The organism is Desulfobacterales bacterium (genome assembly GCA_034520365.1).
Classification (GTDB): domain Bacteria; phylum Desulfobacterota; class Desulfobacteria; order Desulfobacterales; family Desulfosalsimonadaceae; genus M55B175.
On the sequence record JAXHNP010000007.1, the window covers coordinates 242,729 to 268,795 of the forward strand.

A 26,067-nucleotide genomic window follows, 5' to 3' on the forward strand; every position below is an offset into this window, starting at 1 on the left:
ATGCCAAAACCGGCATGATACATTTTGAATTAATCCATGGCTTAAGTATGACAATAGATTGAATTAATTTCATCAAATAATCAACCCGGAAATACCGGATTTAATATGATAAAAGTTTTAATCACCGGCGCCAATGGACAGCTCGGCCGGGACTGCGCATCAATTTTAAGCGATAAATGCGCTGTTACGGCGGTAGATATTGAGGAACTGGACATTACATCGGCACAAGCGGTCAATGCCGCCGTTGACCATTTATCCCCTCAGGTCATTGTCAACTGCGCGGCATTTACCCAGGTGGATGCCTGCGAAAGCCAGGTCGAGACCGCCTGGCGGGTCAATGCGGACGGCCCGGAAAATTTGGCGGCTGCAGCCGCAAAAACCGGGGCCCGGCTCATCCATATTTCCACGGACTATGTGTTTGACGGCCAAAAGCCGATACCTGAGGCCTACAGTGAATCCGACAGCCCCAACCCGCTCTCTGTTTACGGCCGGAGTAAACTGGCCGGGGAAGAGCGGGTTACGGCAGGCTGCGAGAATTCCATAATTCTGCGCACTGCCTGGCTCTATGGCGCAGCGGGCAAAAACTTCATCCGCACCATTCTGGGCAGGGTATTGAATGCCCCGCAAACCCGGCTTAAAATCGTCAATGATCAATACGGCTCCCCCACCTGGAGCTATCAACTGGCCATGCAGATCGATCGCCTGCTGACAAGTTCGGCCACCGGGATCTACCATGCCTCAGCCGAAGGCTATTGCACCTGGTATGACCTGGCCGCAGCGCTTTTAGAAGAACTTGATTTAACCGGTCAAATCACCGCCTGCACCACCGAGGATTACCCCACCCCGGCGGTGCGGCCCCGCAATTCGATCCTTGACAATTACCTTCTGAAATCGGAAAACCGCAATGTAATGGATCACTGGCGGGTGGGATTTAAACAGTTTATCCGAACCCACGGCCGGCAACTGCTGGCCGAGTTAAACCGAATTTGAACGATTTTCAAGTTTGCCGCAGATACAAGGAAAATGATGTCGAGCTATAGGTGCCTATGCGAGACATCATTTGACGCAGTAGATGCGGTGAAATTGGAAATCCCGGAGGGCTTTCATGAATTTGCTTGTCACGGGCGGCAGCGGCTTTATCGGCAGCAACTTCATCCGGTATCTGCTGACGGAAACGGACTTTAACGGCCGCATCATCAATGTGGACTGCCTGACCTATGCCGGCAATCCAGAGAACCTCGCCGATATTGAGACCCGCTTCTCGGACCGGTATATATTCGTCAAAGAAAACATCTGCCATGCTGAAGCCATGGCCAAAATTTTTGATTTCTACAGCATCGACACCGTCTGCCATTTTGCCGCAGAATCCCACGTGGACCGCTCGATTGCCGCACCGGACGCCTTTATCCAGACCAATATCTTCGGGACCTACACGCTTCTGGAGCTTGCCCGGAAACGCATGCACCATATCCAGCGGTTTCATCATATCAGCACGGATGAGGTCTACGGCAGCCTTGGAGAAAGCGGACTTTTCAGCGAAACCTCGCCATATCAGCCGACAAGTCCATATTCAGCATCCAAAGCCGCCTCCGATCATCTGGTGCGGGCCTATTTTCATACCTATGGCCTGCCGGTGACCATTTCCAACTGCTCCAACAATTACGGCCCCTACCAGTTCCCGGAGAAACTGATCCCGTTGATCATTTTAAATGCAGTGGCCCAAAAGCCGCTCCCGGTTTACGGAGATGGCCGCAATATCCGGGACTGGCTTTATGTTCGGGATCATTCCGCGGCGCTGTGGACCATTCTCAAAACCGGCGAAATCGGGGAAACCTACAATATCGGCGGCAACTGCGAGCTTGAAAATATCCGGCTGGTGGAGCAGATCTGCGAGATCATCGATGATATGCCGAGCCTGGGCAGCCAAACATCCAGAAAAGACCTGATTACCTTTGTCACCGACCGGCCCGGCCATGACCGCCGGTATGCCATTGATGCGGAAAAAATCATGACCGATCTCAAATGGGCGCCGGAAACCCCGATTGAAACCGGGCTGCGGGAGACCATTGAATGGTATATCAGCCATCAGGCATGGGTCGACCGGGTAATGAGCGGGGAATACCGCGACTGGATCAAGCAGCACTATAATTTTTAAAAGGATGTGCCAATGAAAGGAATTATACTGGCCGGCGGCTCCGGCACCCGGCTCTACCCCTTAACCCGGGTAACCAGCAAGCAGCTTCTGCCCGTCTATGACAAGCCGATGATTTATTATCCCCTGTCGGTGCTCATGCTGGGCGGCATCCGGGACATTCTGATTATTTCCACGCCCCATGATCTGCCCAATTTTAAGGCTTTGTTAGGCGACGGCTCATGGCTGGGGATCAATCTCCAATACGCGGAACAGCCGCAGCCAGAGGGCATCGCCCAGGCCTTTGTGATCGGCCGGGACTTTATCGGTAGTGACCCGGTTTGCCTGATTTTAGGGGACAATCTCTTTTTCGGCCATAATTTGAGCGGAATTTTAAAATCCGCCTTTGATTCAAACCCCGGCGGCGTTGTTTTCGGCTACCGGGTGCTTGATCCCCGGCGCTACGGGGTGGTCGCATTTGATGAGAACGGGATGGTCGTGGATATCGAAGAAAAACCCGACCAGCCAAAATCCAATTTTGCAGTATCCGGTTTATACGTCTACAGCAACGAAGTCATTAATATCGCGGCAAACCTGACGCCCTCTGATCGGGGCGAGCTTGAAATCACGGATGTCAACCGGGCCTATCTTAAAGAAAACGCCTTAAAAGTAGAACTCCTGGGCCGCGGCTTTGCCTGGCTGGATATGGGCACCCATGAATCCATGCAGCAGGCAGCCAGCTACGTGCAGACCATCCAGAAACGCCAGGGTTTTAAAATCGCCTGTGTCGAGGAGATCGCCTACCGGCTGGGCTACATCTCAAGCCATGATTTAAAGAGCCTGGCCGAAGACATGAACAAAAACGAATACGGCGCCTACTTAAGAGACATTGCCACATTCAAACGCACGGAGCTCGCCCAATGACCGTCACGATAACCCCGCTTGCCCTGCCGGAAATCCTGCTGATCACGCCCAGGGTGTTTACCGATCACCGGGGATTTTTCCTGGAAACCCATCATCAGATAAAATATACGGACGCCGGGCTTGAGCGCACCTTTGTCCAGGATAACCACTCCCGGTCGCGGCAGGCCGTGCTTCGGGGACTCCATTATCAGCTCCGGAAGCCCCAGGGAAAACTCGTGTATGCGGTAAGGGGCGAAATATTCGACGTGGCGGTGGACATCCGGCATGGCTCCCCGACATTCGGCCGGTGGACCGGCACCCATCTGTCAGATACCAATCACCGACAGCTGTTCATTCCCGAGGGCTTTGCCCACGGATTTGTAGTTTTGAGCGAATCTGCGGATGTGGTATACAAGTGCACCCAGTTCTATGAACCCGGCGATGAATACGGAATTTACTGGAAGGACCCGGAAATCGGCATCGACTGGCCGGTGGAGGCCCCGATTCTTTCTGAAAAGGATCAGCTCTTTCCCACCCTCAATTCAGCACCGGAAGCGCATCTGCCGGTTTACCAGGCAGGCGGCCCATAAAGCGAACCATTCCTATATGGCGGAAGAAAGTCTGCACTCTGTTTGAATATCCGTAGCGCCAGATTTGCTCGCATAACTTAAGCTTCATTGCAGCGTTCTGGCTTAAGTGCTGTCAGATTATATTAGTGCGCTTATTCCTTTTCTTTCCATAATATCCAATAATTTTCTTGATGCACCAGCTGGTTTTTTGTTGCCCTGTTCCCATTTTTGAACGGTTGAGGGACTAATATTAAAAAGGCTGGCAAGCGCTGCCTGGCTTAACCGGAATTTTTTCCGTATGGAAATAATTTTTTCAGGGGTATATTCCTGCACCTCCGGCACACAAAGGTTCTCGATATTTTTCATAGTAATATCATCTACTAAGCCACTTTTATGTAGGTCTTTTACAGTATTTGTAATTGATTTTGCGATGGATTTTCTCATGATTTCACCTCAATTAAGTCTTTATTTGCTATGGCTATTGTTATCTCTTCAGGTGTTAGCCTCAGCAAAATTTTTGATAATTCTTTGAAAGCAATAAGTTCTTTTTTTGATAAATTTGATTTCTCATTTTTAGCAAAACCATGAATAAAAATTGCACGATCGCCTTTTTTATAACAAATAATGGTTCGTCCGCCACTGCTTTTGCCTTGACCCGCAAAACGGATTCTTTTTTTATAAAGGTAACCGCCAAGATTTGCTTCGAAGTTCCCGGCAATAACCTCTGTCAATGCATTGGCAAGTTCTTGCTTCGGCATTTTCTGTTTGGCTGCCCATCTTGAAAAATGTTTTGTCATTAGTTTTTTCATTAATTTTAATATAGCACTTAGTGATATATTTTCAACCATATATTTTTCCCACCAGAATATGGCTATGGCATTTTAATATGAAGAGGTTGCCAAACATTCAGTATTATAGAAAGTTTTAGTGGTGGGGATAACACAAACATTCTTGACCAATATTGCCTGCTTATCAGTAAGGACTGTAAAAAGCTATCAGCTATCCTTTAAAAAGCAGACATACAGTATCTGGTGTTAACTTCCAGTGCCCCATAGCCCATCGCATCACTTTTTTGTTTGATGCCAGTAGACATTGAATGCTCCTTCTCCCATAACTTGCCCAAGTAATAATAATCCTTGCGAACTTTATTTCTTATTTTTTTGACAAAAAATTACAATTTTGTGTTTATAAAACCATCATATTACAATTTTGTTATTTAATTTAGTTTTTTAATTATTTTTTATTTAATTAAGATATTGAAATAAATATAAAAAATTTAAAGTCACCAAATTGGCATGATTTTCGCCATATGAGAGAAAAAGCGCGGGAAGTTGCTAAGCCATGAAATTAGAACGGATGACGGGGCTGATGAGTTTTGTCGAGAACCTCTTTAATAAACATTCAAATAATGAAAGGAGCAAGGGAATGAAAAGAGTTTGGGCTATAATTTTAATTTTTCCGGCAATATTTTTTTTCGGGGTTTTGCCCGCCACTGCGGCAGATGCGACTGCAGGAGCAGATGTCGTGTCCGCGTATGTATGGCGGGGGATTACCTTTAACGACGGGCTGGTCGTACAGCCTTATGTGGATGTGGCGGCAGGCAACGGATTCGCCATTAATGTCTGGGGCAATTACGATATTAATGATTTTGACAATACCCTGGATGAAAATGAGTTCTCAGAGGTCGACCTGACATTATCCTACGCATTGCCTATTGAACCGGTGGATATCACTATCGGGCACATCGAGTATCTTTTCCCCACCGGCGGCTCCGGCACCAGCGAAGTGTTTTTGAGCGCCTATATAAACCCTGCAGGCGGCCTGTCCGCAGGCATTGATGCCTATTATGACTATGATGAGGTTGAGGATTATTACTTATCCGCCAGCATAGCTTATGATGCAGAGTTAGACAGCGGCTTGGGCTTAGGAGCTGCTGCTTCAGCTGGCTATGGCAGAGAGGATTTTACCATTGGTCCGGATGACGGATTTCATGAATATACCCTCTCCATGAGTGCCTCTTATCCAGTTACGGAAACGATTGGATTGTCAGCTTTTGTTGCCTATACGGACACATTTGACGAGGATGTGCTACCTGAGCAGGATGTTGATGTCTTTGGTGGGGGCGGGTTTTCATGGAGTTTTTAATATTCCGCTATGGCTACAAAGGTAACTATTTGATTTAAAATTTGGGTTTTTATGTATCCGTCAAGCATTTCTTAAATGCTTTTTGGCGGCGTATAACCAACCAAGGAGATACGAGTATGAAAAAAATTGAAGCAATAATAAAGCCTTTTAAACTCGATGACGTAAGAGAAGCGCTTAACGACATCGGAATTCAAGGGATGACGGTTTCTGAAGTCAGAGGATACGGGCGACAGAAAGGACACATGGAAATATACCGTGGCGCCGAGTATACTGTCCAATTTATACCTAAAATCAAAATCGAAGTTGTCGTCGAAGCCAGCCAAGCGGAAAAGGTGGCCAAATCGATTCAAGAGGCGGCAAATACCAACAAAATTGGGGATGGAAAAATATTCATCATTCCCTTGGAAGAGGCGATTCGGGTGCGTACCGGAGAAACTGGACGCGCTGCCCTATAAATCTTGAAACAAAACAGGAATAGAAGCAAAATAAGGAGAAAAAAATGAAAAAGACGTTATTTCTGACGTTGCCCCTAATACTTTTTTATATTTCAAACTGCTGGGCGGGCGACGGAGTGCCGACGCCCGAATCCAACTCAATCGCCATCGATCTCGTGCAGACACATGCCAACTATGTGTGGACGCTGATTGCGGCATGCCTGGTCTTTTTTATGCAGGCCGGTTTTGCAATGGTGGAGGCGGGATTTACGCGTGCAAAAAATTCCATTAACATCATGATGAAAAACCTTATGGATTTTTCCATGGGCACATTGGCCTTCTGGGCGCTTGGGTTCGGCCTTATGTTCGGTGCCACCAGCACCGGGCTTTTTGGCACATCCGGTTTTTTCCTGAGTGATTTTTCCGTGGATGGTGATCCCTGGGTTTTGGCATTCTGGATGTTTCAGGTGGTTTTCGCAGCCACGGCGGCCACGATTGTATCCGGCGCTATGGCCGAGCGGACCAAATTCTCCGGCTATCTTATCTACAGTGTTTTTGTCAGCGGCCTGATCTATCCCATATTCGGCTCCTGGGCCTGGGGAGGGCTGTTTAACGGCGGCGGATGGCTGGAAGCCCTTGGATTTATCGATTTTGCCGGCTCCACGGTTGTACACTCGGTCGGTGGATGGGCGGCGCTTGCCGGGGCCATCGTATTGGGGCCCAGACTTGGAAAGTACGGGAAAAATGGGGCAATTCGCCCGATCCTGGGCCATAACATGCCATTGGCCGCCCTGGGTGTTTTTATCCTGTGGCTGGGTTGGTTTGGATTCAATCCCGGTTCAACCACTACAGCAGACACCTCCATTGCCATGATTTTTGTCACCACCAACCTTGCGGCCGCAACCGGTGCCGTCTTTGCCATGGCCACCTCCTGGATCAAATTTAAAAAACCCGAGGTTGGCATGAGTTTAAATGGGGCGCTTGCCGGGCTGGTCGGAATCACCGCCGGCTGCGCCAGTGTTTCGCCGTCCAGCGCCATTATTATCGGCGCCGTGGCAGGCGTACTGGTCGTCTTGTCCGTTCTCTTTTTCGAACGCATTCGGGTGGATGATCCCGTGGGGGCAATATCGGTCCATGGCGTATGCGGCGCCTGGGGAACCCTTGCCGCAGGCATCTTTAACATGGGCGGCACCTCACTCGGGATTATCGGCGTCCAGGTTTTGGGTATTGTTGTTTGCTTTGCCTGGACCTTTACCACTGCTTTTATCATGTTTAAAACCATTGCCGCCACTGTCGGTCTTCGCGTCTCTCCCGAAGAGGAAATGGAAGGACTTGATTTCACCGAACATGGGGGTTCAGCCTATCCGGACTTTGAAATACTCTCCCATTCCGGCATTGGCTCCCTTGGCGGCAAAGGCACGACAAAAACGGCGTCAGTTTAAACAATCGATAATATGTCGATTTTACTTCGTTTGAGAAAAGCTATCGGTTGACCGGTTCATTCCGGGCCGCTCTCAAAAAGCAGCCGTGCCCAAGGAGCTTTCTGGACACGGCTGCTTTACATTTTGGCCAGCATTCAAATTTATAACCGCAAAAAGGCTTACCCCCGCTCAATTTTACCTAAAACATTAGGAGCAAAGCGTTTTAATTGGCATGAAAACACTTTTCATCATTAAGCTGGGAACTACATTCGAATGTATTAAAAAAAGTTTCGGTGACTTTGACCAATGGACAAAAACTGCCCTCGGAAGTACTGATATGGATGTAGGTGTCGTCGATACGGAAAGCGGCGCCTCGCTTCCTCAGGCGAAAGACTGTGCCGGTGTTATATTGACCGGGTCTCATTCAATGGTTACCGACAATCTGCCCTGGAGCATTGAGGTGGAAAATTGGATTCCGGAAATTCTTAAAGCCAGGATTCCATTTCTGGGTATTTGCTATGGGCACCAAGTATTGGCAAAAGCTGCCGGCGGCCAAGTGGGTTTTCATCCCAAGGGCAGAGAGATCGGTACAGTTAAAATTTATCTGCTTTCTGCCCATGCCAAAGATAAACTGTTTGGGGAGCTACCCAAACAGTTTGCGGCACATACGGTGCATTCCCAATCGGTGCTGCGCCTGCCGCCAGAAGCCATTCATCTTGCGACAAGCGCCGATGAAGTCCATCATGCGTTTCGAATCGGCGACTGCGCCTGGGGAATTCAGTTTCACCCGGAATTTACAGAAAAAATTATGGAAGCCTACATCAGGACGCAGGCAAAAGAACTTCTGGCGGAAGGCCGGGATGTGGAAAAACTTTTGCTGATGATTGATGAAACACCGGCAGCTCTGAAGATAGCCCGTAATTTTTGCCGCATGGTCAGGGATCGAAAAAGCCGTTTTTAAGACGCAATAAATAAAGTCGAACCAGTAAGCCCTTTTCAAAAGTTAAAATCGAAAATCAGCATCAAATGTCGATAAACCTTAATCACTGTGGCCAGTGCCCGGAATCGCATCGGCGAGGATGGGTATATATAATCGAGCGATGGCTCGCTGTTTGGATTTCGGCATTATGTACTCAATTTCCTTCCTTTGTCAGAGCGGTGGTCAGCTGTTGCGGAAGTTCGGCGTGACCCTGATGGAGCAAACGGAATTTTCAGAAAACCCGGAGTATCAGGCTTATATCCGAAAACCCAGCGCGCTTATTCCGTTGCCGCCCAAAAAATAAGCGCGCCCTCTCATTCTTATAATTTTAGTTCAGGGTAAAGCCGTTTGGCGCATTCAGGACAAATGCTGTGGCTAAATTCAGCTTCAGAGTGTTTTTGAATATAGGATTCGACGGCACTCCAATACCCTTTGTCATCCCGGATTTTTTTGCAACTGGCACAAATAGGCAGCAAACCTTTAAGTTGTTTGATATTTTCAAGGGCCTCTTTTAATTCTGCCGTCTGTTCAGCCATTTTAAAGTGTGATTCTATGATATGCTTGAACTGCTCCATCAATATGATGATTTCTTCTGAAAAAACATTCTTTTTATCATCGTGGATGCAAATAGTGCCAAAAATGTCACCGCTTGGCAGTCTCAGCGGGTACCCCATATAGGAAATCAAATGATGCTCAACTTCGGGCGCTTCACACCATTTTTCGGATTCAAGCGCATTTGACACCATGAGCATGTCATTTTCGTTTATAACTGCTTCACAATAATGATTTGCCAGCTCCACCGTAAGCCCCTCATAAAAAGGATTGTCTGGATTCCGGCTCACCAGGAAAGCTTCAATTTGAGACGAATCCACCCGGGTAATGGCGGCGGATTTAACCGAGGCCAGTCGGCACAGCAAATCCAACATGTTCTGCCATTGATCAAAATTAATTACTTCAAACGGATCAATATTTTTCAGTTGCACGCATCCCTCTCAGTTTAAATGAGTATAATTCTAAAATCATCTTGGCCGGTGCGTCTCCAACCGATGAATTTATGCTTATAATAATAGCTATTTTTGACGGCTTCGCAAAAAGTCCAATATCTTTGTTGCGCTGCATTCCTCGGGATTTGCGCGCCGCGATCTTGAACTTTTTTCTTTGCCGTCCCAGAATCGACTTTTTACGGGTCCATCATTATCCCGAATTGGCCCCCTGATCGCAGCCTGATTTGACAACCCCCGGGCAGCGCTTATGTTAATTATTCAGATACATAAGGATTTGACGGCAGGTTAACAAATAATTGAGAGGTGATACTATGGGTGCATTGGATTGCTTTGGGGACAAGGTATCGGCGTTTTTTATCGGGGTGCTGCTGTTGATCATCGGTATTGGGTTTGTCATTGTGTCGTTTACAGTTCTGCCGATTTTCGGATTAATTGTTGCCATCCCGGCGCTTATCGCCTCGGTGCCCTTTTTAAGAACCGCGTTTCGGGCGGCTTGCGACTATTACGGCTGGTAATTGATAAGCCGACTGATTGAATCATTTTTCAAAAAAAACCATGAAGCCAAAGGGGTGTTCAACAGAACGCCCCTTTTTTTTATATCCGCCATGCATTATTTTCTTGCAAATTTAATTTAACTTTCTTATATTATTATGAAAAATATAAACTAACGCCTTTCATGGAGGGAGCCGTATGAACGAAAAAAAAGATTTTTTCGAAAAACAGAAGGAACTCCTTAGCCAGTGGCGCGAGGATATCGATCAGCTGCGGCGCAAAGCCAAGAAAGCCCAGATATCCGCCAGTGTAAAATTTGACAACTATATGGACGAATTGCGGGGCAAGCTGGATGAGGCCACCGTCAAAGTCGAGGCGCTCCGAAAAGCCGGGGAAAACTCCCGGGATCAGCTTAAATCCAGCCTGGATAAGACCTGGAAGGAGTTAAAAGAGGCGTGGGATAAAACCAAATCCCGCCTCTAAAATCTTCTTAATTCTCAAAAATATCAAGGGACAGTCTCCGCTCGCGAACATTGGCACAAACCGCGTTAATAAACAGTTCCTGCCCCACGCCGTAATGCACCTGCCCGTCCAGGGTGCGGACCGATAGGGTGCCGGCGCTTTTTTCCTTTTCTCCCACTGTGATGATCAGGGGGATCTTGGAAAGCTGTGCCTCCCTTACCTTCTTGTTCAGGCTCTCCGTGCGCTTATCCACCCTGGAACGAAGCCCCGCCCCGGTAAATGCCGCATTCACCGTTTCGGCAAACGGCGTCAAAGAGTCATTTATGGGCAGAATCACCGCCTGCACCGGCGCCATCCAAAGGGGAAATTTCCCGGCAAAATGCTCGATCAAAATACCCAGAAACCGCTCAATGGAGCCATAGACCACCCGATGGATCATCACCGGCCGGTGCTTGTCATTGTCCTGGCCGATGTAGGAGAGATCAAAGCGCTCGGGAAGCGACATATCCAGCTGGATGGTGCCGCACTGCCAGGTCCGGCCGATGGCATCCTTGATATGGATATCGATTTTCGGCCCGTAGAACGCGCCGTCACCCTCGTTTATCTTAAAATCCATGCCATAGTTTTCAAGCGCGGCCTGAAGCCCGTTTGTGGCATCTTCCCATTGCTTTTCCGTGCCGATGGACTTTTCCGGCCGGGTGGAGAGCTCCAGGTGAAATCCCAGGCCGAAGGTGCTGTAGATGCGCTCCACCAGTTTTAAAACGCCCAGGATCTCCGCCTCGATCTGATCCGGGGTCATGAAGATGTGGGCATCGTCCTGGTGAAACGCCCGCACCCTAAAAAGGCCGGAGAGCACGCCGCTTAGCTCGTGCCGGTGTACCAGACCGATTTCCGCCGCCCGGATGGGCAAATCCTTATAGGAGTGCCGCTTTGTTTTGTAAAGCAGCATGCCGCCGGGGCAGTTCATGGGCTTGATGGCCACCTCTGTGTCATCGATCACCGTGGTATACATGTTTTCCCGGTAGTTTTCCCAATGGCCGCTCTGCTCCCAGAGGCTCCGGTTTAAAATGATCGGGGTCTTGGTTTCCACGTAGCCGTCGGCCTGATGTTCCTTGCGCCAGTAATCCATCAGCATGTTCCAGAGCACCATCCCGTTGGCATGAAAAAACGGCATGCCGGGTGCCTCGTCATGGAAGGAGAAGAGCTCCAGCTCCGCCCCGATCTTTCGGTGATCCCGCTTTCTGGCCTCTTCCAGGAAATTGAGGTATTCGTTTAAATCCTTCTTATCAAAATAGGCGGTGCCATAGATCCGCTGAAGCTGGGGCCGGTTCGAATCCGCCCGCCAGTAGGCGCCGGATACCTTCAAGAGTTTAATCGCCTTGATAAACCCGGTGTGCGGAATGTGCGGGCCGCGGCAAAGATCGGTGAATTCCCCCTGACTGTAAAAGGAAATCGTGCCGTCCTCAAGCTCGGAGATCATCTCCTGCTTGTAGGGTTCGCCTTCATAGAACTCCATGGCCCGCTGCTTGGGGACCTCTTCGCGCTTGACCGGAAGCTTCTCCTTGATGATTTTTTTCATTTCCGCCTCGATTTTCGGAAATTCCTCCTCGGAAATCGGGGGCATGTCGATATCATAATAAAACCCGTTTTCCACCACCGGCCCGATGGTAAGCTTGGCGTCCGGATACAGCCGGAGAATGGCCTGGGCCATGACATGGGCGGCGCTGTGGCGAAGGATATCCAGGGCTTCCGGGTCCTTGGGGGTGATAAACCGGATATTCGCGTCCCGGTCCACCGTTGTATACATATCATAGAGCACCCCGTCGATTTCCATGGCCACGCAGTTTCGCGCCAGGCCCTCGGATATGGACCTGGCAATGGTAAACCCGTCCGGCTGATTTTCAAACTGTTTGACACTTCCGTCTGGAAACGTGATATTAATCATTATTTTATCGGTCCTTATAAATATCCGTAATTTTTTTGATCAAACTGATTTTTTAAGCAATTCGGCCCACCGGGTCAAGGACAAATCGAACCTAAACTCAAGTTGAATTCAAATCGCACAGGCTTTTTATCATGCGAGAAAAGTACGCTGAACCCGTTAAACTGATTAACACGCCATCCGATCTGGCGGCCGCTGCCCGCCATCTGGCCGGGCAATCCGTTATTGCCGGAGACCTGGAGGCGGATTCCATGTTTCACTTTAAAGAGCGGATCTGCCTGATCCAGATGGCCGCCCCGGATATGATCTATATCATCGACCCCCTGGCGGTGACCGATATGGCGCCCTTAAAGCCCGTACTGGAGAACCGGGATATCCGGAAAATATTCCACGGCGCGGACTATGACGTGCGCAGCCTTTACCGGGACTTTAATATAAGCATGCAAAACCTCTTTGACACGGAACTGGCCGGCCGGTTTCTGGGATATGCCGAAACCGGGCTGAACGCCATGATCAAGCAGCAATTTGACATCGAACTGGAGAAAAAATTCCAGAAAAAGGACTGGTCCCAGCGGCCCCTGCCGAATGAGATGGTCACCTACGCGGCCGATGACGTCAGATACCTGATTGCCCTCTATGAGCACCTGGAACAGGCGCTTCAGGCCAAGGGCCGCCTGGAATGGGCGTTTGAAGAATTCGCCCATATTGCCGCGGTCCGGCCTGAGCCGAGTGACGGACGCCCCTTATTTCTCCGTTGCAAGGGCGCGGGCCGGCTGGACCCCAAAAGTTTGACCGTTCTGGAGGCCCTGCTTGAGATGCGGCTTGAAAAGGCCCGGCAAAAGGACCGGCCGCCGTTTAAGGTGATGGGCACCGCGCCTTTAATAGCGCTCGCCCAGGCCCGGCCCAAATCGATGAAGAACCTGGAATCGCAAAATATTCTGAGCCGCCGGCAGATACAGATGTATGGCCCGGATATCCTGCGGGCGATCAAAACCGGGGGATCGGTGCCGGCGGATCAGCGGCCGCACTATCCGCGAAATGCCCGGCAGCGCCCATCAGCCGCAACCACCCAGAAAATCCGGCAGCTTAAGCGCTGGCGGGAAAAGGAGGCCAAACGACTGGCCATTGACCCGGGGGTCTTTTTCAGCAACGCCCAGATCAACGCTCTGGTGGAGGCGGTGCCAACAGCGAGTGACGAGCTTGATGCGATTCCGGCGCTCAAAAAATGGCAGATCCGCGAATACGGCGACCAGCTCATCAAGATTATCAATCAAAGGGAAAAAACCTGATGGCTGAAACCCCCATATCCTTTAAAAGCGAGGAACTAACCATTGACGGCCGCCTGGCCATGGCGGATGCAAACCGCGGGGTGGTGATCACCCATCCGCATCCGCTCTTTGGCGGGGACATGAATAATCCGGTGGTTCAGAGCATAAAAAGCGTTTATCAGCGAAAGGGGTATACCTGGGATAAAACCAAATCGGCATTCAGGCAGAATCAATTACGCCAGGGAGGCCTCCCTTTTATCCGGTTTATCCGGTTTATCCGGTTTACCAGCCAGGGGGGGGGGGGTTATTCCCCGTACACCGTTACCTTGTAAACCCCGTATATTCCCAGAATATTTTCAACATCCCAATCCACATGATGGATTTTTGTGATGTTTCCGTTCTCCATTGCCGTTTGAATGCTGGCATCACCCGTTGCCACGAGGGAAAGAACGCTGGTGCACTCGGCAGTGCCGACTTTACTCGCCGATGACATGCTCCCCTCGGCATCTATCGGGAGTTTAACTTTCGTATACAGCGAACCCACCGGATAACTGGTTGCACATCCCATTACCATGGGGATTAAAGCGATCAGACCGATGAAACAAATCAGTTTTACATGTTTCATGGCAAACTCCTTTCTTCAGATAACCCATTAAAACAGATCCAATTATGTAAGTTAAACGACATGCCCGAATGCCGATTCGGTCGCTGATAAGAATAGCAGACGCGTTGATCCCGCACCATACGCAGGCAAATTAGTATGAGAAAAAAATATAATCAATATCAAACCATATGTCCCGTAAAATACTCATTTCCGCGAAACAAGCAATTTATTCTTTTACATCTATCTGAAATTTGATACAAATATTTTCAGCCATGCATACTTACACAATTAAATAAACATTAATTTCCGCCGGTTAAACCGACACCCATTATTGGATCAATGACCCGTCGATTCACCTTGCAAAGCCGCCGCCAGATCCCCACGATTCTGATAAGAGCATTGATTATCGGTATATATGGAGTTTTGGCATTTGCCTCGGCATGGCTCCTAAAGGACTATGCGCCGGGCTATATTATTGACCGGGTAGTGCCCTACGGCCTCCCGCCCCTGCTTTCGCTCTTAAGCGGCGCCTTTCTTTCGGTCTTTGTGCTAAGCCTGGAGCAGCCGCGGATTGAAACCTTCCTTTTTTCATTTATCTCCCTGGCCTTTGCCGGGCTTAATCTGGATATCTTCCTGCTGGCCATCATCACGGATCCGGATCTCGCCCTGACCATCTCCCGGATCGACCACTTTTTTCTGGTGCTGGTGACTACAGGGGCCAATCTCCACCTGGCCTATCTGGTGGCAGAAAAAAAGACCCAATGGTGGGTGGTTTATCTGGCCTATGCGTGTGGGGCGGCCATCGCCCTCTTTACTCCGACAGACCTCTATCTGCAGGGCGTACATGATTACTTCTGGGGATTTTTTGCCAAAAAAAACTTCCTCTATGATGTCATGAGCGCCATATGGCTGGCGGCTATCTTTTACTGCGTCTACGTGCTGGGCCGCGCCTATCGGCAGACCGAAAGCCGCCGGAAACAGGGGACCATTAAGTATCTGATTTACGGTTTCGTGGCCGCCGGCGTCCTGAGCCTCACCAATACCCCGGCAATCTACGGCCATGAAGTCTACCCGCTGGGCACGTTTATTTTTATCTCCCTGTTTTTACTGGCCTACGGGCTGTTCAAATACAATATGCGGATCGCCCTTGAACAGCTCCGAAGCCTGGTCTTCCGGATCGGCCATTTCGCACTGCTCATAGGGGCCGGGCTTTTGCCCTGGATCTTCATCTCCGCCGACTCCCCCCGGCTGCGTATGCTGGCCGGGGTCATCATGATCTCGATTGCCTATCATCCGCTGCATGTCTTCTGGGACAAAGCCCTTAGCCTGGTCATCAAAAGAGCCGCCGAAAGGCTCCAGGGCGAATACTACCGATTGACCTACACCCTTTCCGGTCTCCACCACCTGCAGGCCATCTATCAGGAGATCAGCCAATGGCTGTTCCGGGTGTTCATGAATTCCCGGTGCGCCATGGTATTTTATAATGAGAAGAGCAAACAGTTTGAGGGCTGGCGGACCTGGAACACGGACGCGATGTCCGGATTCTTCACCGCCGCAGACAACATCCCGGCCGGCGATCAACCCATAACCCTTAGCCGGGAACACCCCCTGATCCAAAAAATTGCGGCCAAAAAGCCGCCCTTTGTCTCCCACGGGCTGATCCGGCAATGGATGATCGAGGACCGGATTCCCCCGAATAAATCCGACTGGCTGCAGGAGGCCGGCGTGGTGATTCCGGTATTTTCCGAAAACCGGATCATCTGCCTTTTAATGGCCGGCAACAAGATAAATGACCGCTCCTATATCGCCGCGGAACAGGAGATACTCAAAAATATCGGGGCGATACTGGCGCCGATCATTGAAAACGCCCGGTTCTTTGAACGCCTGGAATACCTGGTGGAACGGCGGACCCGGGCACTTCACCGAACCCTGGCGGATGCCCGGAAAAAGAGCCGCCAAATCACCGCCATCAACCAAACCATCAAAAAACAAAACCATATCTTTTTACGTCTTTTTGAGACCAGCTCCCGGATTCATAATATCGAAGACCTGGACGAACTCTTCGGCTTTACCCTGAAACACCTGAAATCCCTTTTTCCCCAGCTGGGCTTTGGCCTCATCCTTGAGGGCGGCAGATCCGAAATCCTGGAAGGCGGGGCATTTCAGGGATTAACCCAATCTGAACAGGGGATTGTGCTCAAACACCGCGCGGATCTTGGCAATCCGGATCTTGACCGCATACTGAAATCCGAAATGCCCCCGCCCCGGCATTCCGAATCCAAAGACCTGACATTTCAATGGCATACCATTCCCATGCAGGTAAAAGACAACCGCATCATCGGCTACATGGTCATCAAGGGACCGGCCCTCGAACAGGCCACCCTCAAGGTGATCGGCATCTTCCTGGCCCAGGTTTCCGCCGTGGCCCAGTACAAGCTCCTTATGCGACGGCTTGAGACCATGGCCAATACGGACGGCCTCACCGGCGCAGCCAACCGGGCGTTTTTTGAAAAAGAATACGCCGCCCACCTGAAACGCGCCCGGCAGTTTCCGGATATCCCTTTTTCCCTGATAATTATTGATTTAAACGGATTAAAACAGATAAATGACCAATACGGCCATGAAACGGGGGATGAGGGGATCAAACGGGTGGCCCGGATGCTGGCCGGCCTGTGCCGGGAAACCGATATACTGGCCCGCATCGGCGGCGATGAATTCGCCCTGCTGCTGCCTTCAGTTGACAGCCAAAAGGCCAAGGCGCTGCGCAAGCGTATCCGTGAAGAAGAAAAGCAACTGGTCCTTCCAGTTGCCGACCCCCATGCAAAGCAGGCGGAAATTCCGCTGCGCATCAGCATCGGCCTGGCCGGCTCCGAGGAGACCGCGCCGGAAAATGTCATGAAGCTGGCAGACCAGCGCATGTATAAAGAGAAAGCAAACTACTACCAGACCTTGCGGCAGACCCCGGAAACTCCGCCCAACCGGCATGATAGGGCTTGACATCCGGCCGCCGGACCCCGTAAGAAAACACAGGTGATGAATCGGCAAACTTTCACCTAAATTGAGCGATTAAAATCTATGCCACAGCAATCAGGCGACATAAGACCCACCGATGATATCGGACTGTTGTATCAGATCACCCGGGTACTGAACCAGTCACCGGACTTAAAGCAGTCCCTCTATGATGTGCTGGAACTGCTCTCCAAAACCATGAACATGGTCCGGGGCACCATCACGCTTTTAAATCCCTTAAACAATGAGATCAATATCGAAGTGGCCCACGGCATGCCCAAAAGTGCCTTGCATAAAGGTAAATACCAGCTCGGCGAAGGCATCACCGGCCAGGTCATCCAAACCGGCCGGGCGGTGGCCATTCCGAAAATAAGTGATGATGCCCGATTTTTAAACCGCACCGCCACCCGCAAAAAAGAAAAGGACCAGGACCTTTCCTTTATCTGCGTGCCGATTAAAAAGGAGACCCAGGTAATCGGCGCCTTAAGCGTGGACCGGCCCTATGATCCGGATTATCCGCTCGAAGAAGGCAAGAAGCTTTTATCGGTGATTGCGGCCATGATCGCCACCCAGGTCACACATCTGGAGCGGCTGCGCATTGAAAAAGAGCAGCTTGAGGCTGAAAATGAGCGGCTTCAGGCCGAACTTCAGAAAAAATACCGCATTAAAAACATCATCGGCAACAGCAACAAAATGCGGGAGGTCTTTCAGATGATCTCCCAGGTGGCGGAGAGCAACGCCACGGTCTTAATCCGCGGGGAGTCGGGTACCGGAAAAGAGCTGGTGGCCAATGCCATTCACTATAACAGCCGCCGGTCCAAGCACCCCTTTATCAAGTTAAACTGCGCGGCCATTCCGGTCAACCTGATTGAGAGCGAACTCTTCGGCCATGAAAAAGGGGCCTTTACCGGCGCCCTGCACCAGAAAACCGGAAAATTCGAGCTCGCAGACAAAGGCACCCTGTTTTTAGACGAAATCGGCTCCATCGATCCGGATGTGCAGGTAAAACTGCTGCGGGTGCTTCAGGAACGGGAAATCGAACGGGTGGGGGGCAACAAATCCATCCGCGTGGATGTCCGGATTGTTGCGGCCACCAACCGGAACCTGGAACAGGCGGTCACCGAGGGCAGCTTCCGGAGCGACCTCTATTACCGGATCAATGTGTTTCCCATTTACCTGCCGCCCCTGCGGGAACGCAAAACCGACATCCTGGTGCTGGCGGAATTTTTCCTGGAAAAATACGCCCGGGAGAACAACAAGTCCATCCTCCGCTTTTCCACCCCGTCCATTGACATGCTCATGGGCTACCACTGGCCCGGCAATGTAAGGGAACTCGAAAACTGCATTGAACGGGCCGTGCTATTATGCGAGGATCAGGTGATTCACAGCTTTCATCTGCCGCCTACGCTTCAGACCGGGCAGACATCGGACACCCTGCCCAATGCATCCCTTGATAGCGCCGTGGAGCGCCTGGAACAGGAAATGATCATCGACACGCTGAAACACACCCGGGGCAATATCTCCCAGGCGGCCAAAGCCCTTCATACAACGGTGCGAAAATTATCCTACAAAGCCGGCAAGTATGCTATCGATCCCCGGCAATACCGGTAAATTTATAGAGCGTCCTGGCCGGTCTCCCCGGTCCTGACCCGGATGACCTGATCCATCGGCATGATAAAAATCTTGCCGTCCCCGATTTTTCCCGAATACGCCGCCTTTTGGATGGTCTCCGCCACCCGCTCGGCCCGCTCCGCCTCAACCACCACCTCGATTTTTATTTTGGGTATAAAATCAACCGCATATTCAGCCCCCCGGTAAATCTCGGTATGGCCTTTCTGGCGGCCGTAGCCCTTGACCTCCGCCACGGTCATGCCGTGGATGCCGATATCGTTTAAGGCCTCTTTTACATCATCTAACTTAAACGGTTTGATAATGGCTTCAATTTTTTTCATCATTCCAATCCCTTGATTTCTATCCATTCTTTTCACGCATACCGGTTTCAACCGAAGCTGCCGGCGACCCTAAACCGCCGGGGGTAAAGGTAATGTCAAGTATATCAGCTTGACACAGGAAGCCGATTTTTTCTATAGTTTTTTGGCCATAAGCCAAAAACGCCGATCGTCACCTTGGGTATGCGATCCTTCGCTTCTCTGGGCCAAACCTTTATGGAGACGCGTAATGCCAGTTAAAGTATTTGTCAACAGCGATAATACGGCCACACTGATGTGCCCGAACTGCCAGAACACCCGCATTGTTGACGTATCCAAGTATCTTCGCCCGGATGCCCCGTCAAAGCTGAAGGCCAAATGCAAATGCGGCCATTCCTACGTCGTATCTCTGGAAAAACGGAAATATTTCCGTAAAGATACCCAGCTTGAAGGGATTTACCGCTATACGCTCTCCAGCTCCATTGTCTCCTCTGGGGAAGTGCAGGGGCGCTTAATGGTAATCAATATCTCAAAAACCGGCATGCGATTAAAATTAAACGCCATGCCCCGGTTTCAGGTCGGGGACCTAATTAATGTGGAATTCCAATTAGATGACAGTAAAAACAGCCTGATCAACCGGAATGTTTATGTCCGGAACATGAAGGGCTTTTTCATCGGCGTGGAATACGCCACCCAGCCATCGCTTGACAGTGCCCTTGGCTTCTACCTATTCCATTGAAAAAAAACTCCATATCCGCCGGACCCGCTGGCGATGCTCTGTCAGCCGGCTGGCGGCAATTCTGGCCGGCTTCTGCTGCAGGTTCAGCCGGTGGACCAGATACCGATACACCAGATAGGCCTGCTTGAGGATATGGGCGGTGATATCATCGATGACACCGGCAATGGCCAGGGCGTTCAGCTGCCGGACCACATCCGTCCAGCGCACCAGATCGGGATGATCGTGTGCGGAAACCAGAATCAGATACTGCACGAGAAATTCGATATCAATAATACCGCCCGGATCATTCTTGATATCAAAACGCTTACTGCCCCGACCGCTGGCGTGCGCCTCGCGCATGCGGTTGCGCATATCCGCCACTTCCTGCCTGAGATTGGCCCCTTCACGCTTTTGGGTTAAAATCCGGCGGCGGATATCCAGAAAATAATTGCCAACCGCCGGATCACCGCTAATCGGCCGGGCCTTGAGCAGGGCCTGATGCTCCCAGGTCCAGGCCTCATCGCGCTGATATTCTGCGAATGCATCGATATGGCTGACCAGCACGCCCGCATTCCCGCTGGGCCGCAGACGCATATCCGCATCATAGAGTTTTCCGGTAGGGGTCATGGTGGTTAAAAAATGGATCACCCGCTGGCCCAGCCGGACGTAGAACTGATGGTTGTCAATGGGGGAAAGCCGGCCGCCCTGGGTATACCCCCGCGGGGCGGCATGCAGAAACACCAGGTCCAGGTCCGAGCCGTAGCCCAGTTCATAACCGCCCAGCTTGCCGTAGGCCACCACCGCAAACCCCTTGGCGTGCTCCGCAGAAACGCCGCCGGGCAGACCGTACTTGCTCTCAAGATGCGCCCATGAAAGGAAAAGCACCACATCAAGCACCGTTTCCGCCAGATAGGTCAGCCGGTCGCTCACCTTCATCAATGGCAGGAGACCGGCCACATCCGCGGCCGCAATCCGCAGGGTGTGGCTCTGCTTGAATATCCGGAGTTCATCCATCTGCTGCTCCAGATCCCACGGATCCGCCCGATCGATTCGCTGCCGGATCTCCTGTTCAAGCTCAGCCTTGCCAAGGGGCACATATAGACTCCGCGGGTCCAGCAGCTCATCCAAAAGCAGGGGATGCCTATCCAGAAATGACACAATCCAGGAACTGGCGGCAGCCAATTGAATCAGATGGGTGAGCGCCTCCGGGTTCTCAAGCAGCAGGGCTATATAGCAGGAGCGGCGGCGAATTGCACGGATCAGCTCAAAAACCCGCTGCAATACGTCCGCCGGAGCTTCGGATTCAGAAGCTTTCTGAAGGATCCGGGGCATCAGGCGGTAAATCCGAACCCTGCCCTCAGAGCTTATATCCGGGGCATCCGGAACATCCAGAAACTGGCGCAGGAGCTCAAGGATTTGATCTGGCTCGCTAAACCCGATTTCCGAAAGGATCTCCCTGGAGCGCTCCCTGTCAGACAATGAATTCCATAATTCCTCAACCAGCGGACCGGTTCCGGAATTCTCCCCGGCTGCTTCCGACGGATCGGCCAGCAGCTCGTTGAAATGGCTATGCACCCGGTCCATATGGGCGGAAAGGGTTTGATAAAACGCCTGCCAATCGGAAAAACCCATGGAAAGGGCCAGCCGCATGCCCGGCATTTCATCCCTGGGAAGGGTATGGGTCTGCCGGTCCTCAAATACCTGCAGGCGATGCTCGGTGTCCCGAAGAAAGCAATACGCATCGCAAAGCTCATTGTAGACAGCCTCCGGAATACAGTGCTCATCCAAAAGAATCTTCAATGTGGCCAGCAGGTTACGTGTCTGAAAGGCCGGATTTACGCCCCCGCGGATCAGTTGAAACACCTGCCCGAAAAATTCGATCTCCCGGATGCCGCCGGGCCCCTGCTTGATGTTTCCTGAAAGCCCCTTGCGCTTGACCTCCTGGACAATTTTCCGCTTCATCTCCCGAAGGTCCTCAAAAGTGCCGAAATCGAGGTAGCGCCGAAATACAAAGGGCCGCAGCCGTTCGATCAGGCGTTGGCCGGCCTCCCGGTCGCCTGCCACCGGCCGGGCCTTGATGAGCGCATACCGCTCCCACTCCCGCCCCTGATGCTGGTAATAGGTTTCAAACGCATCAAAACTCATGGCTATCGGCCCGGAGTCGCCATAGGGGCGCAGGCGGGTATCCACCCGAAAGACGAAACCATCCGGTGTATTTTTGGACAAAATATTGATAAGCCGCCGGAAGAGTTTGGAGAAGAACTCCTCATGGCTGATCGGGCGCCCGTTTGAAGGGATTTGTCCCTTCTCGGGAAACGCAAAAATGAGGTCCACATCAGAGGAAAAATTCAGCTCCGCCCCGCCCAGTTTACCCACGCCAAGCACCACCGGCAGCTGCCGGCTGCCGTCTTTTAACTGAGGCGCGCCGTATTGTGCACTCATCCATTGATACACCGCGTTCAGGGCGCAGTCCAGGCAGACCTCGGCAAAATGGGTAAGGTCCGCCATGGTTTCATGGAGATCCGCCCACCCGCAGAGATCCCGGATCGCAATACGAATCATCTCCCGGCATCTTACGCGGCGGAGCCGGCTGATCAGATCCGCCTCGTTTTCCGCCGCCTGACAGACCGGCTGAGTCTTTGAGACAAAATCCCCGGCATGGTAAGATCGGGAAAGATCCCCGCTCACCGTCAGGTCATCGATGATCCCGGGCGCCCGGGCCGCCCATCGGGCGACGAACGGGCTGAACGCAAACCCGAGCCGAAGCGCGTGTACGGTCTCCGGATCCTCGGGAACCGAAACGCCTGCCTTATCACAGGCGGCCGTATACTTTTCCCAGCTTTCAGCCAGGTCGATCCGGAGTTTTTCCGGAAAAGCGTCTATCGCCTGAATTTTTCTTACTTTTTCAGCCATAATCAATCCTGCTCCAGGGTGCATTGGGCCAGCAGGCTGTCCTGCCAGTAGCTCTGGCCGGGCTCAGAGAAAAAAGCCCGGAAAAGCGCAAGGCTTTCCGCCCGCATCACATCCGGAATCACGGTAATACCGGCATCTGCGTAAAGCGGCGGCAAATCCGCCAGCCGGCATCCGGTGCCGCCGCCCATAACGTCCTCATAGGCATAAACAATTCTGGAAATGTTATTCAGAATAATCGCCCCCAAACACATCAGGCAGGGCTCCATCGTGGAATAAAGGGTGAGTTCCCTTCTGTTTCCCGTATAACCGGCCTCCTGAAGCCTTCTCAAGGCGATGATTTCCGCATGATCCAGTTCATTCGGGCAGTCCCCCCGGCTTCCGCTCCGGCCGGCGGCGGCGAGTACCCGGGCACCATCGGCAATCACACAGCCCACGGGAAATTCGCCCGCGGTCAGGGCTGCTTTGGCCTCCTCAAGGGCTTTTTCCATAAAATAGGCATCGCGCATCCGGCCCGTCTCCGCTTTCTCGCTTCGACCTAAATTGAGCCTTTTAAACTGTTAAAATATAAATTGGTATAACCCTTTACAAAGTCATATTTTTAAAAATCTGAAACGCTCAATTTAGGTCTGATTAAAAAACCTCCATTCAAGAAGAAATCTGATTTTACCACGTCTTCCGGCATCACGGAACACTTTTCCGCCAGCCCCGGTTCCGGCAAACCATAGCCCTCCCCCGGGCTTACGGCCATCTATATAACCGGCCGGTCTTCACGGCTAATTTGTTCTGTATCCAAATCGAAATCGCTATCGGGATCGGGATCGAAAAAAATATGACCCTTGGACACGAAAAACTGGACGTCTATCGCTTTTCAATAGGCTACGTTGCATGGGTTTACGAGAAGGCCGACAGCCTGAACGAAGTCCATCGGCCCGCCCGGGATCAATGGCTTCGGGCCAGCCAGTCGATACCGCTCAATATCGCCGAAGGTAATGGCAAGACCGCGGAAGCCGACCGAAGGCGTTATTTCGAAATCGCTCGTAGCTCCGCGCTTGTATGCGCGGCGATTCAAGATGTGCTGGTTGTCGGCAAGGCGCTGGACAAGATGGAAAGCCGGAACCGCAAGGATGAACTCGACCGTATGGCCGCGATGCTCAGCCGTCTCGGCGGAAGAGGATACCAAGTTCGAGAGGATCAGGAAGTCTACAGCATCGATTTCGATCCCGATTTCGATCCCGATAGCGAAGAAAACGAATCCCAACCTTAGCTTTAACAGGACCGGGGGTATGGATTTTGCGGTTAGAACAAATTAGCCGTGGGCCGTTCCCTGATCATATTGACATTAGCGGACGTTTTGGTTAATGAGACAGTAGGGGCAAAGCTTCATTCAGATTTCGCATCCCCGACGCCATCAAAGAAAAGCGGGAAAGGAATGCCTATGATTATCGGGCTGGATGTTGGCGGCACCCACACGGATGTCGTCCTCCTCGGGGAAAACGGGCTTGAAAAGCAGGTCAAGGTCCCCACGGACACGGCTGCACTTTTTAATACCGTGCTCACCGGGCTTGAAAAAATTACCGAAAACGTCCCCGCCGACGAAATCACCCATGCGGTGCTGAGTACCACCCTTACCACCAATGCGATCGTCCAGGGAAAACTCTCTCCGGCGGGCATGATCGTCACGAGCGGCCCCGGCATCCATCCGGAAGCCTTTCGAACCGATGAAAATTATTTCATCGTTCCCGGCGGCATTGACCACAGCGGCCGGGAGATTGAAAAAATCGACCCTGATAAGGTCAAAGCGGCCGCAGATCAGCTTGAACGGTCGGGCATCCGGCATGTGGGGGTGGTAGGCAAATTTTCCGCCCGAAACCCCGTGCATGAACGCCAGATCGCCGAAATCCTGGGCGACCGGTTCGACCGGGTTTTTCTGGGCCACCGGATTTCCGGCAATTTCGGCTTTCCCCGGCGGATCGACACCACATTTTTAAACGCTTCGATCTACCCCGTACATCGGAATTTTTTTGAAGCGGTCAGCCATTCTTTGAAGCAAAAGGGCATTCAGGTGCCCATCCATATTCTAAAGGCGGATGGCGGCACCATGGGGTTTGAAAGCTCAATCGCCTTTCCCGGCCAGTCGATTCTCTCCGGCCCGGCGGCCAGCGTCATGGGTTCGGTGGCTTTTGCCCCGGATTATACAGAAACCCTGATCCTGGATATCGGGGGCACGTCCACGGATATGGCGGTTTTAATCAAGGGCGTGCCGCTGCTTGCCCCCCATGGCGTGGACATTAACCAATACAAAACCCTGATCCGGGCGCTGAAAACCCAATCCATCGGGATCGGCGGGGATTCCTGCGTGCGGGTGATTGACGGGGAGCTTAAAATCGGGCCGGACCGGACCGGAAAGGCCATGGGATACGGCGGCAGCGATCCGACCCCGACCGATGCGCTGTTTGTCCTGGAACGATCCGTGGGCGGCGACCGCGGCCGGGCGATTCAGGGCATTGAACCCATTGCCGCCCAGCTTGGCCTCTCCATGGAAGAAGCGGCCTTTGAGATATTTGATAAAACCTGCCGGGAAATCCTTGCCGGCGCCCGGCAAATGATCGCGGACATCAACAGCAAACCGGTCTATACGGTTAAAGAGGCCCTGCAGGGCTACCAGGTCAACCCGGATCATATTCTGGTCCTGGGCGGCCCGGCCGCCTATTTTGCGGAGCATTTCGAAAATATCAGCAGCTACACGGTGGATACCGTGCCGGAGTGCCAGGTGGCCAATGCCATCGGCACGGCCCTGTCCCGCACCACCTGCGAAATCACCCTGTTTGTGGACACCCAGAAGGGACTGGCCACCGCACCGGAAGAATCGTTCAGCCAAACCGTGGATCTCCATTTTTCCCGCGTCGATGCCCACCGCATGGCCGCGGACCTGTTGAAGCAGAAGGCGGTCAAGCTGGGGGCCCAAACCCAGGATATTGAAACCGAACTGCTCGAGGACCTGGAATTTAATATTGTCCGGGGCTTCCGGATGATGGGGAAAAACTTAAGGGTCAAGCAGCAGATCAAACCCGGCTTGATCCACGACTTTAAAACCATTTCCAAAAAGATCGCCGACAGCTGCGTCCGGTAGCGGAGAAAGCTCGGG

General features: G+C 51.7%; 25 protein-coding genes. 17 read left to right on the plus strand and 8 right to left on the minus strand.

Going from position 1 to position 26,067, the window contains the following annotated elements; genetic code table 11:
• The first annotated feature begins 105 nt into the window (after positions 1 to 105).
• From rfbD to rfbC, 4 genes are all read left to right on the plus strand, one after another.
• Positions 106 to 990 (plus strand): dTDP-4-dehydrorhamnose reductase, encoded by an 885-nt coding sequence (gene rfbD, locus U5L07_15320; protein ID MDZ7833118.1) that lies wholly within the window; start codon positions 106 to 108, stop codon positions 988 to 990.
• A gap of 115 nt (positions 991 to 1,105) precedes the next feature.
• Entirely contained in the window at positions 1,106 to 2,155 is a 1,050-nt protein-coding gene (gene rfbB, locus U5L07_15325; protein ID MDZ7833119.1) for a dTDP-glucose 4,6-dehydratase, read from the plus strand.
• 12 nt (positions 2,156 to 2,167) lie between these two features.
• Complete coding sequence (rfbA, locus tag U5L07_15330) at positions 2,168 to 3,055, plus strand: glucose-1-phosphate thymidylyltransferase RfbA (GenBank protein MDZ7833120.1); 888 nt, start codon at positions 2,168 to 2,170, stop codon at positions 3,053 to 3,055.
• Positions 3,052 to 3,624: a dTDP-4-dehydrorhamnose 3,5-epimerase gene (gene rfbC, locus U5L07_15335; GenBank protein MDZ7833121.1), complete on the plus strand. Its 573-nt coding sequence runs from the start codon at positions 3,052 to 3,054 to the stop codon at positions 3,622 to 3,624. Before rfbA ends, rfbC begins: the two co-directional genes overlap by 4 nt.
• A 117-nt stretch (positions 3,625 to 3,741) precedes the next feature.
• Here rfbC and U5L07_15340 read toward each other — a convergent pair whose 3' ends face one another.
• Positions 3,742 to 4,047, minus strand: coding sequence for a helix-turn-helix domain-containing protein (locus tag U5L07_15340; GenBank protein MDZ7833122.1), 306 nt, complete (start codon positions 4,045 to 4,047; stop codon positions 3,742 to 3,744).
• Positions 4,044 to 4,451 carry a type II toxin-antitoxin system RelE/ParE family toxin gene (locus U5L07_15345; protein MDZ7833123.1) on the minus strand — a complete coding sequence of 136 codons (408 nt, stop codon included), beginning with the start codon at positions 4,449 to 4,451 and terminating at the stop codon, positions 4,044 to 4,046. The genes U5L07_15340 and U5L07_15345 overlap by 4 nt, the downstream gene beginning before the upstream one ends.
• 493 nt (positions 4,452 to 4,944) lie before the next feature.
• Here U5L07_15345 and U5L07_15350 point away from each other — a divergent pair, with 493 nt between their 5' ends.
• From U5L07_15350 to U5L07_15365, 4 genes are all read left to right on the plus strand, one after another.
• Complete coding sequence (locus U5L07_15350; protein ID MDZ7833124.1) at positions 4,945 to 5,748, plus strand: hypothetical protein; 804 nt, start codon at positions 4,945 to 4,947, stop codon at positions 5,746 to 5,748.
• A gap of 116 nt (positions 5,749 to 5,864) precedes the next feature.
• Positions 5,865 to 6,203 (plus strand): P-II family nitrogen regulator, encoded by a 339-nt coding sequence (locus tag U5L07_15355; GenBank protein ID MDZ7833125.1) that lies wholly within the window; start codon positions 5,865 to 5,867, stop codon positions 6,201 to 6,203.
• A 44-nt stretch (positions 6,204 to 6,247) separates the two neighbouring features.
• Positions 6,248 to 7,624, plus strand: coding sequence for an ammonium transporter (locus U5L07_15360; GenBank protein MDZ7833126.1), 1,377 nt, complete (start codon positions 6,248 to 6,250; stop codon positions 7,622 to 7,624).
• 211 nt (positions 7,625 to 7,835) lie between these two features.
• Entirely contained in the window at positions 7,836 to 8,564 is a 729-nt protein-coding gene (locus tag U5L07_15365; protein ID MDZ7833127.1) for a glutamine amidotransferase, read from the plus strand.
• A 338-nt stretch (positions 8,565 to 8,902) separates the two neighbouring features.
• On the opposite strand, the gene U5L07_15370 is transcribed toward U5L07_15365, so the two are convergent.
• On the minus strand, positions 8,903 to 9,565 hold the full coding sequence (locus U5L07_15370) for a GAF domain-containing protein (GenBank protein ID MDZ7833128.1): 663 nt from the start codon (positions 9,563 to 9,565) through the stop codon (positions 8,903 to 8,905).
• A 332-nt stretch (positions 9,566 to 9,897) separates the two neighbouring features.
• Here U5L07_15370 and U5L07_15375 point away from each other — a divergent pair, with 332 nt between their 5' ends.
• Both U5L07_15375 and U5L07_15380 read left to right on the plus strand, forming a co-directional pair.
• Positions 9,898 to 10,101, plus strand: coding sequence for a hypothetical protein (locus tag U5L07_15375; GenBank protein ID MDZ7833129.1), 204 nt, complete (start codon positions 9,898 to 9,900; stop codon positions 10,099 to 10,101).
• 175 nt (positions 10,102 to 10,276) lie between these two features.
• Positions 10,277 to 10,561, plus strand: a complete 285-nt coding sequence (locus tag U5L07_15380) for a hypothetical protein (protein ID MDZ7833130.1) — start codon at positions 10,277 to 10,279, stop codon at positions 10,559 to 10,561.
• A 7-nt stretch (positions 10,562 to 10,568) separates the two neighbouring features.
• Here U5L07_15380 and thrS read toward each other — a convergent pair whose 3' ends face one another.
• Entirely contained in the window at positions 10,569 to 12,485 is a 1,917-nt protein-coding gene (thrS, locus tag U5L07_15385) for a threonine--tRNA ligase (protein MDZ7833131.1), read from the minus strand.
• A 131-nt stretch (positions 12,486 to 12,616) separates the two neighbouring features.
• Here thrS and U5L07_15390 point away from each other — a divergent pair, with 131 nt between their 5' ends.
• Together U5L07_15390 and U5L07_15395 are read left to right on the plus strand one after the other, a co-directional pair.
• Complete coding sequence (locus tag U5L07_15390; protein MDZ7833132.1) at positions 12,617 to 13,771, plus strand: HRDC domain-containing protein; 1,155 nt, start codon at positions 12,617 to 12,619, stop codon at positions 13,769 to 13,771.
• Complete coding sequence (locus U5L07_15395; protein ID MDZ7833133.1) at positions 13,771 to 14,082, plus strand: hypothetical protein; 312 nt, start codon at positions 13,771 to 13,773, stop codon at positions 14,080 to 14,082. The genes U5L07_15390 and U5L07_15395 overlap by 1 nt, the downstream gene beginning before the upstream one ends.
• Here the strand turns inward: U5L07_15395 and U5L07_15400 are convergent.
• Complete coding sequence (locus U5L07_15400) at positions 14,055 to 14,375, minus strand: TRL-like family protein (GenBank protein ID MDZ7833134.1); 321 nt, start codon at positions 14,373 to 14,375, stop codon at positions 14,055 to 14,057. The two genes, U5L07_15395 and U5L07_15400, sit on opposite strands and share 28 nt — an antisense overlap.
• Before the next feature lie 318 nt (positions 14,376 to 14,693).
• On the opposite strand from U5L07_15400, the gene U5L07_15405 reads away from it, so the two are divergent.
• Positions 14,694 to 17,351, plus strand: a complete 2,658-nt coding sequence (locus U5L07_15405; GenBank protein ID MDZ7833135.1) for a diguanylate cyclase — start codon at positions 14,694 to 14,696, stop codon at positions 17,349 to 17,351.
• 78 nt (positions 17,352 to 17,429) lie between these two features.
• The gene (nifA, locus tag U5L07_15410) at positions 17,430 to 18,974 is read left to right on the plus strand and encodes a nif-specific transcriptional activator NifA (GenBank protein ID MDZ7833136.1); all 1,545 of its coding nucleotides are present in this window, start codon (positions 17,430 to 17,432) and stop codon (positions 18,972 to 18,974) included.
• 2 nt (positions 18,975 to 18,976) lie between these two features.
• Here nifA and U5L07_15415 read toward each other — a convergent pair whose 3' ends face one another.
• Positions 18,977 to 19,315 (minus strand): P-II family nitrogen regulator, encoded by a 339-nt coding sequence (locus tag U5L07_15415; protein MDZ7833137.1) that lies wholly within the window; start codon positions 19,313 to 19,315, stop codon positions 18,977 to 18,979.
• 226 nt (positions 19,316 to 19,541) lie between these two features.
• Between U5L07_15415 and U5L07_15420 the strand changes: the two genes are divergently transcribed.
• Complete coding sequence (locus tag U5L07_15420; protein ID MDZ7833138.1) at positions 19,542 to 20,030, plus strand: PilZ domain-containing protein; 489 nt, start codon at positions 19,542 to 19,544, stop codon at positions 20,028 to 20,030.
• Here the strand turns inward: U5L07_15420 and glnE are convergent.
• Positions 20,019 to 22,922 carry a bifunctional [glutamate--ammonia ligase]-adenylyl-L-tyrosine phosphorylase/[glutamate--ammonia-ligase] adenylyltransferase gene (gene glnE / locus U5L07_15425; protein ID MDZ7833139.1) on the minus strand — a complete coding sequence of 968 codons (2,904 nt, stop codon included), beginning with the start codon at positions 22,920 to 22,922 and terminating at the stop codon, positions 20,019 to 20,021. The genes U5L07_15420 and glnE overlap by 12 nt on opposite strands.
• Positions 22,923 to 22,924: 2 nt before the next feature.
• The gene (locus U5L07_15430; protein MDZ7833140.1) at positions 22,925 to 23,428 is read right to left on the minus strand and encodes a nucleoside deaminase; all 504 of its coding nucleotides are present in this window, start codon (positions 23,426 to 23,428) and stop codon (positions 22,925 to 22,927) included.
• A gap of 272 nt (positions 23,429 to 23,700) precedes the next feature.
• On the opposite strand from U5L07_15430, the gene U5L07_15435 reads away from it, so the two are divergent.
• Both U5L07_15435 and U5L07_15440 read left to right on the plus strand, forming a co-directional pair.
• A complete protein-coding gene (locus U5L07_15435; protein ID MDZ7833141.1) occupies positions 23,701 to 24,186 on the plus strand; it encodes a four helix bundle protein in 486 nt (161 codons plus the stop codon).
• A gap of 165 nt (positions 24,187 to 24,351) precedes the next feature.
• Positions 24,352 to 26,052, plus strand: coding sequence for a hydantoinase/oxoprolinase family protein (locus U5L07_15440; GenBank protein MDZ7833142.1), 1,701 nt, complete (start codon positions 24,352 to 24,354; stop codon positions 26,050 to 26,052).
• The last annotated feature ends 15 nt before the right edge of the window (positions 26,053 to 26,067 follow it).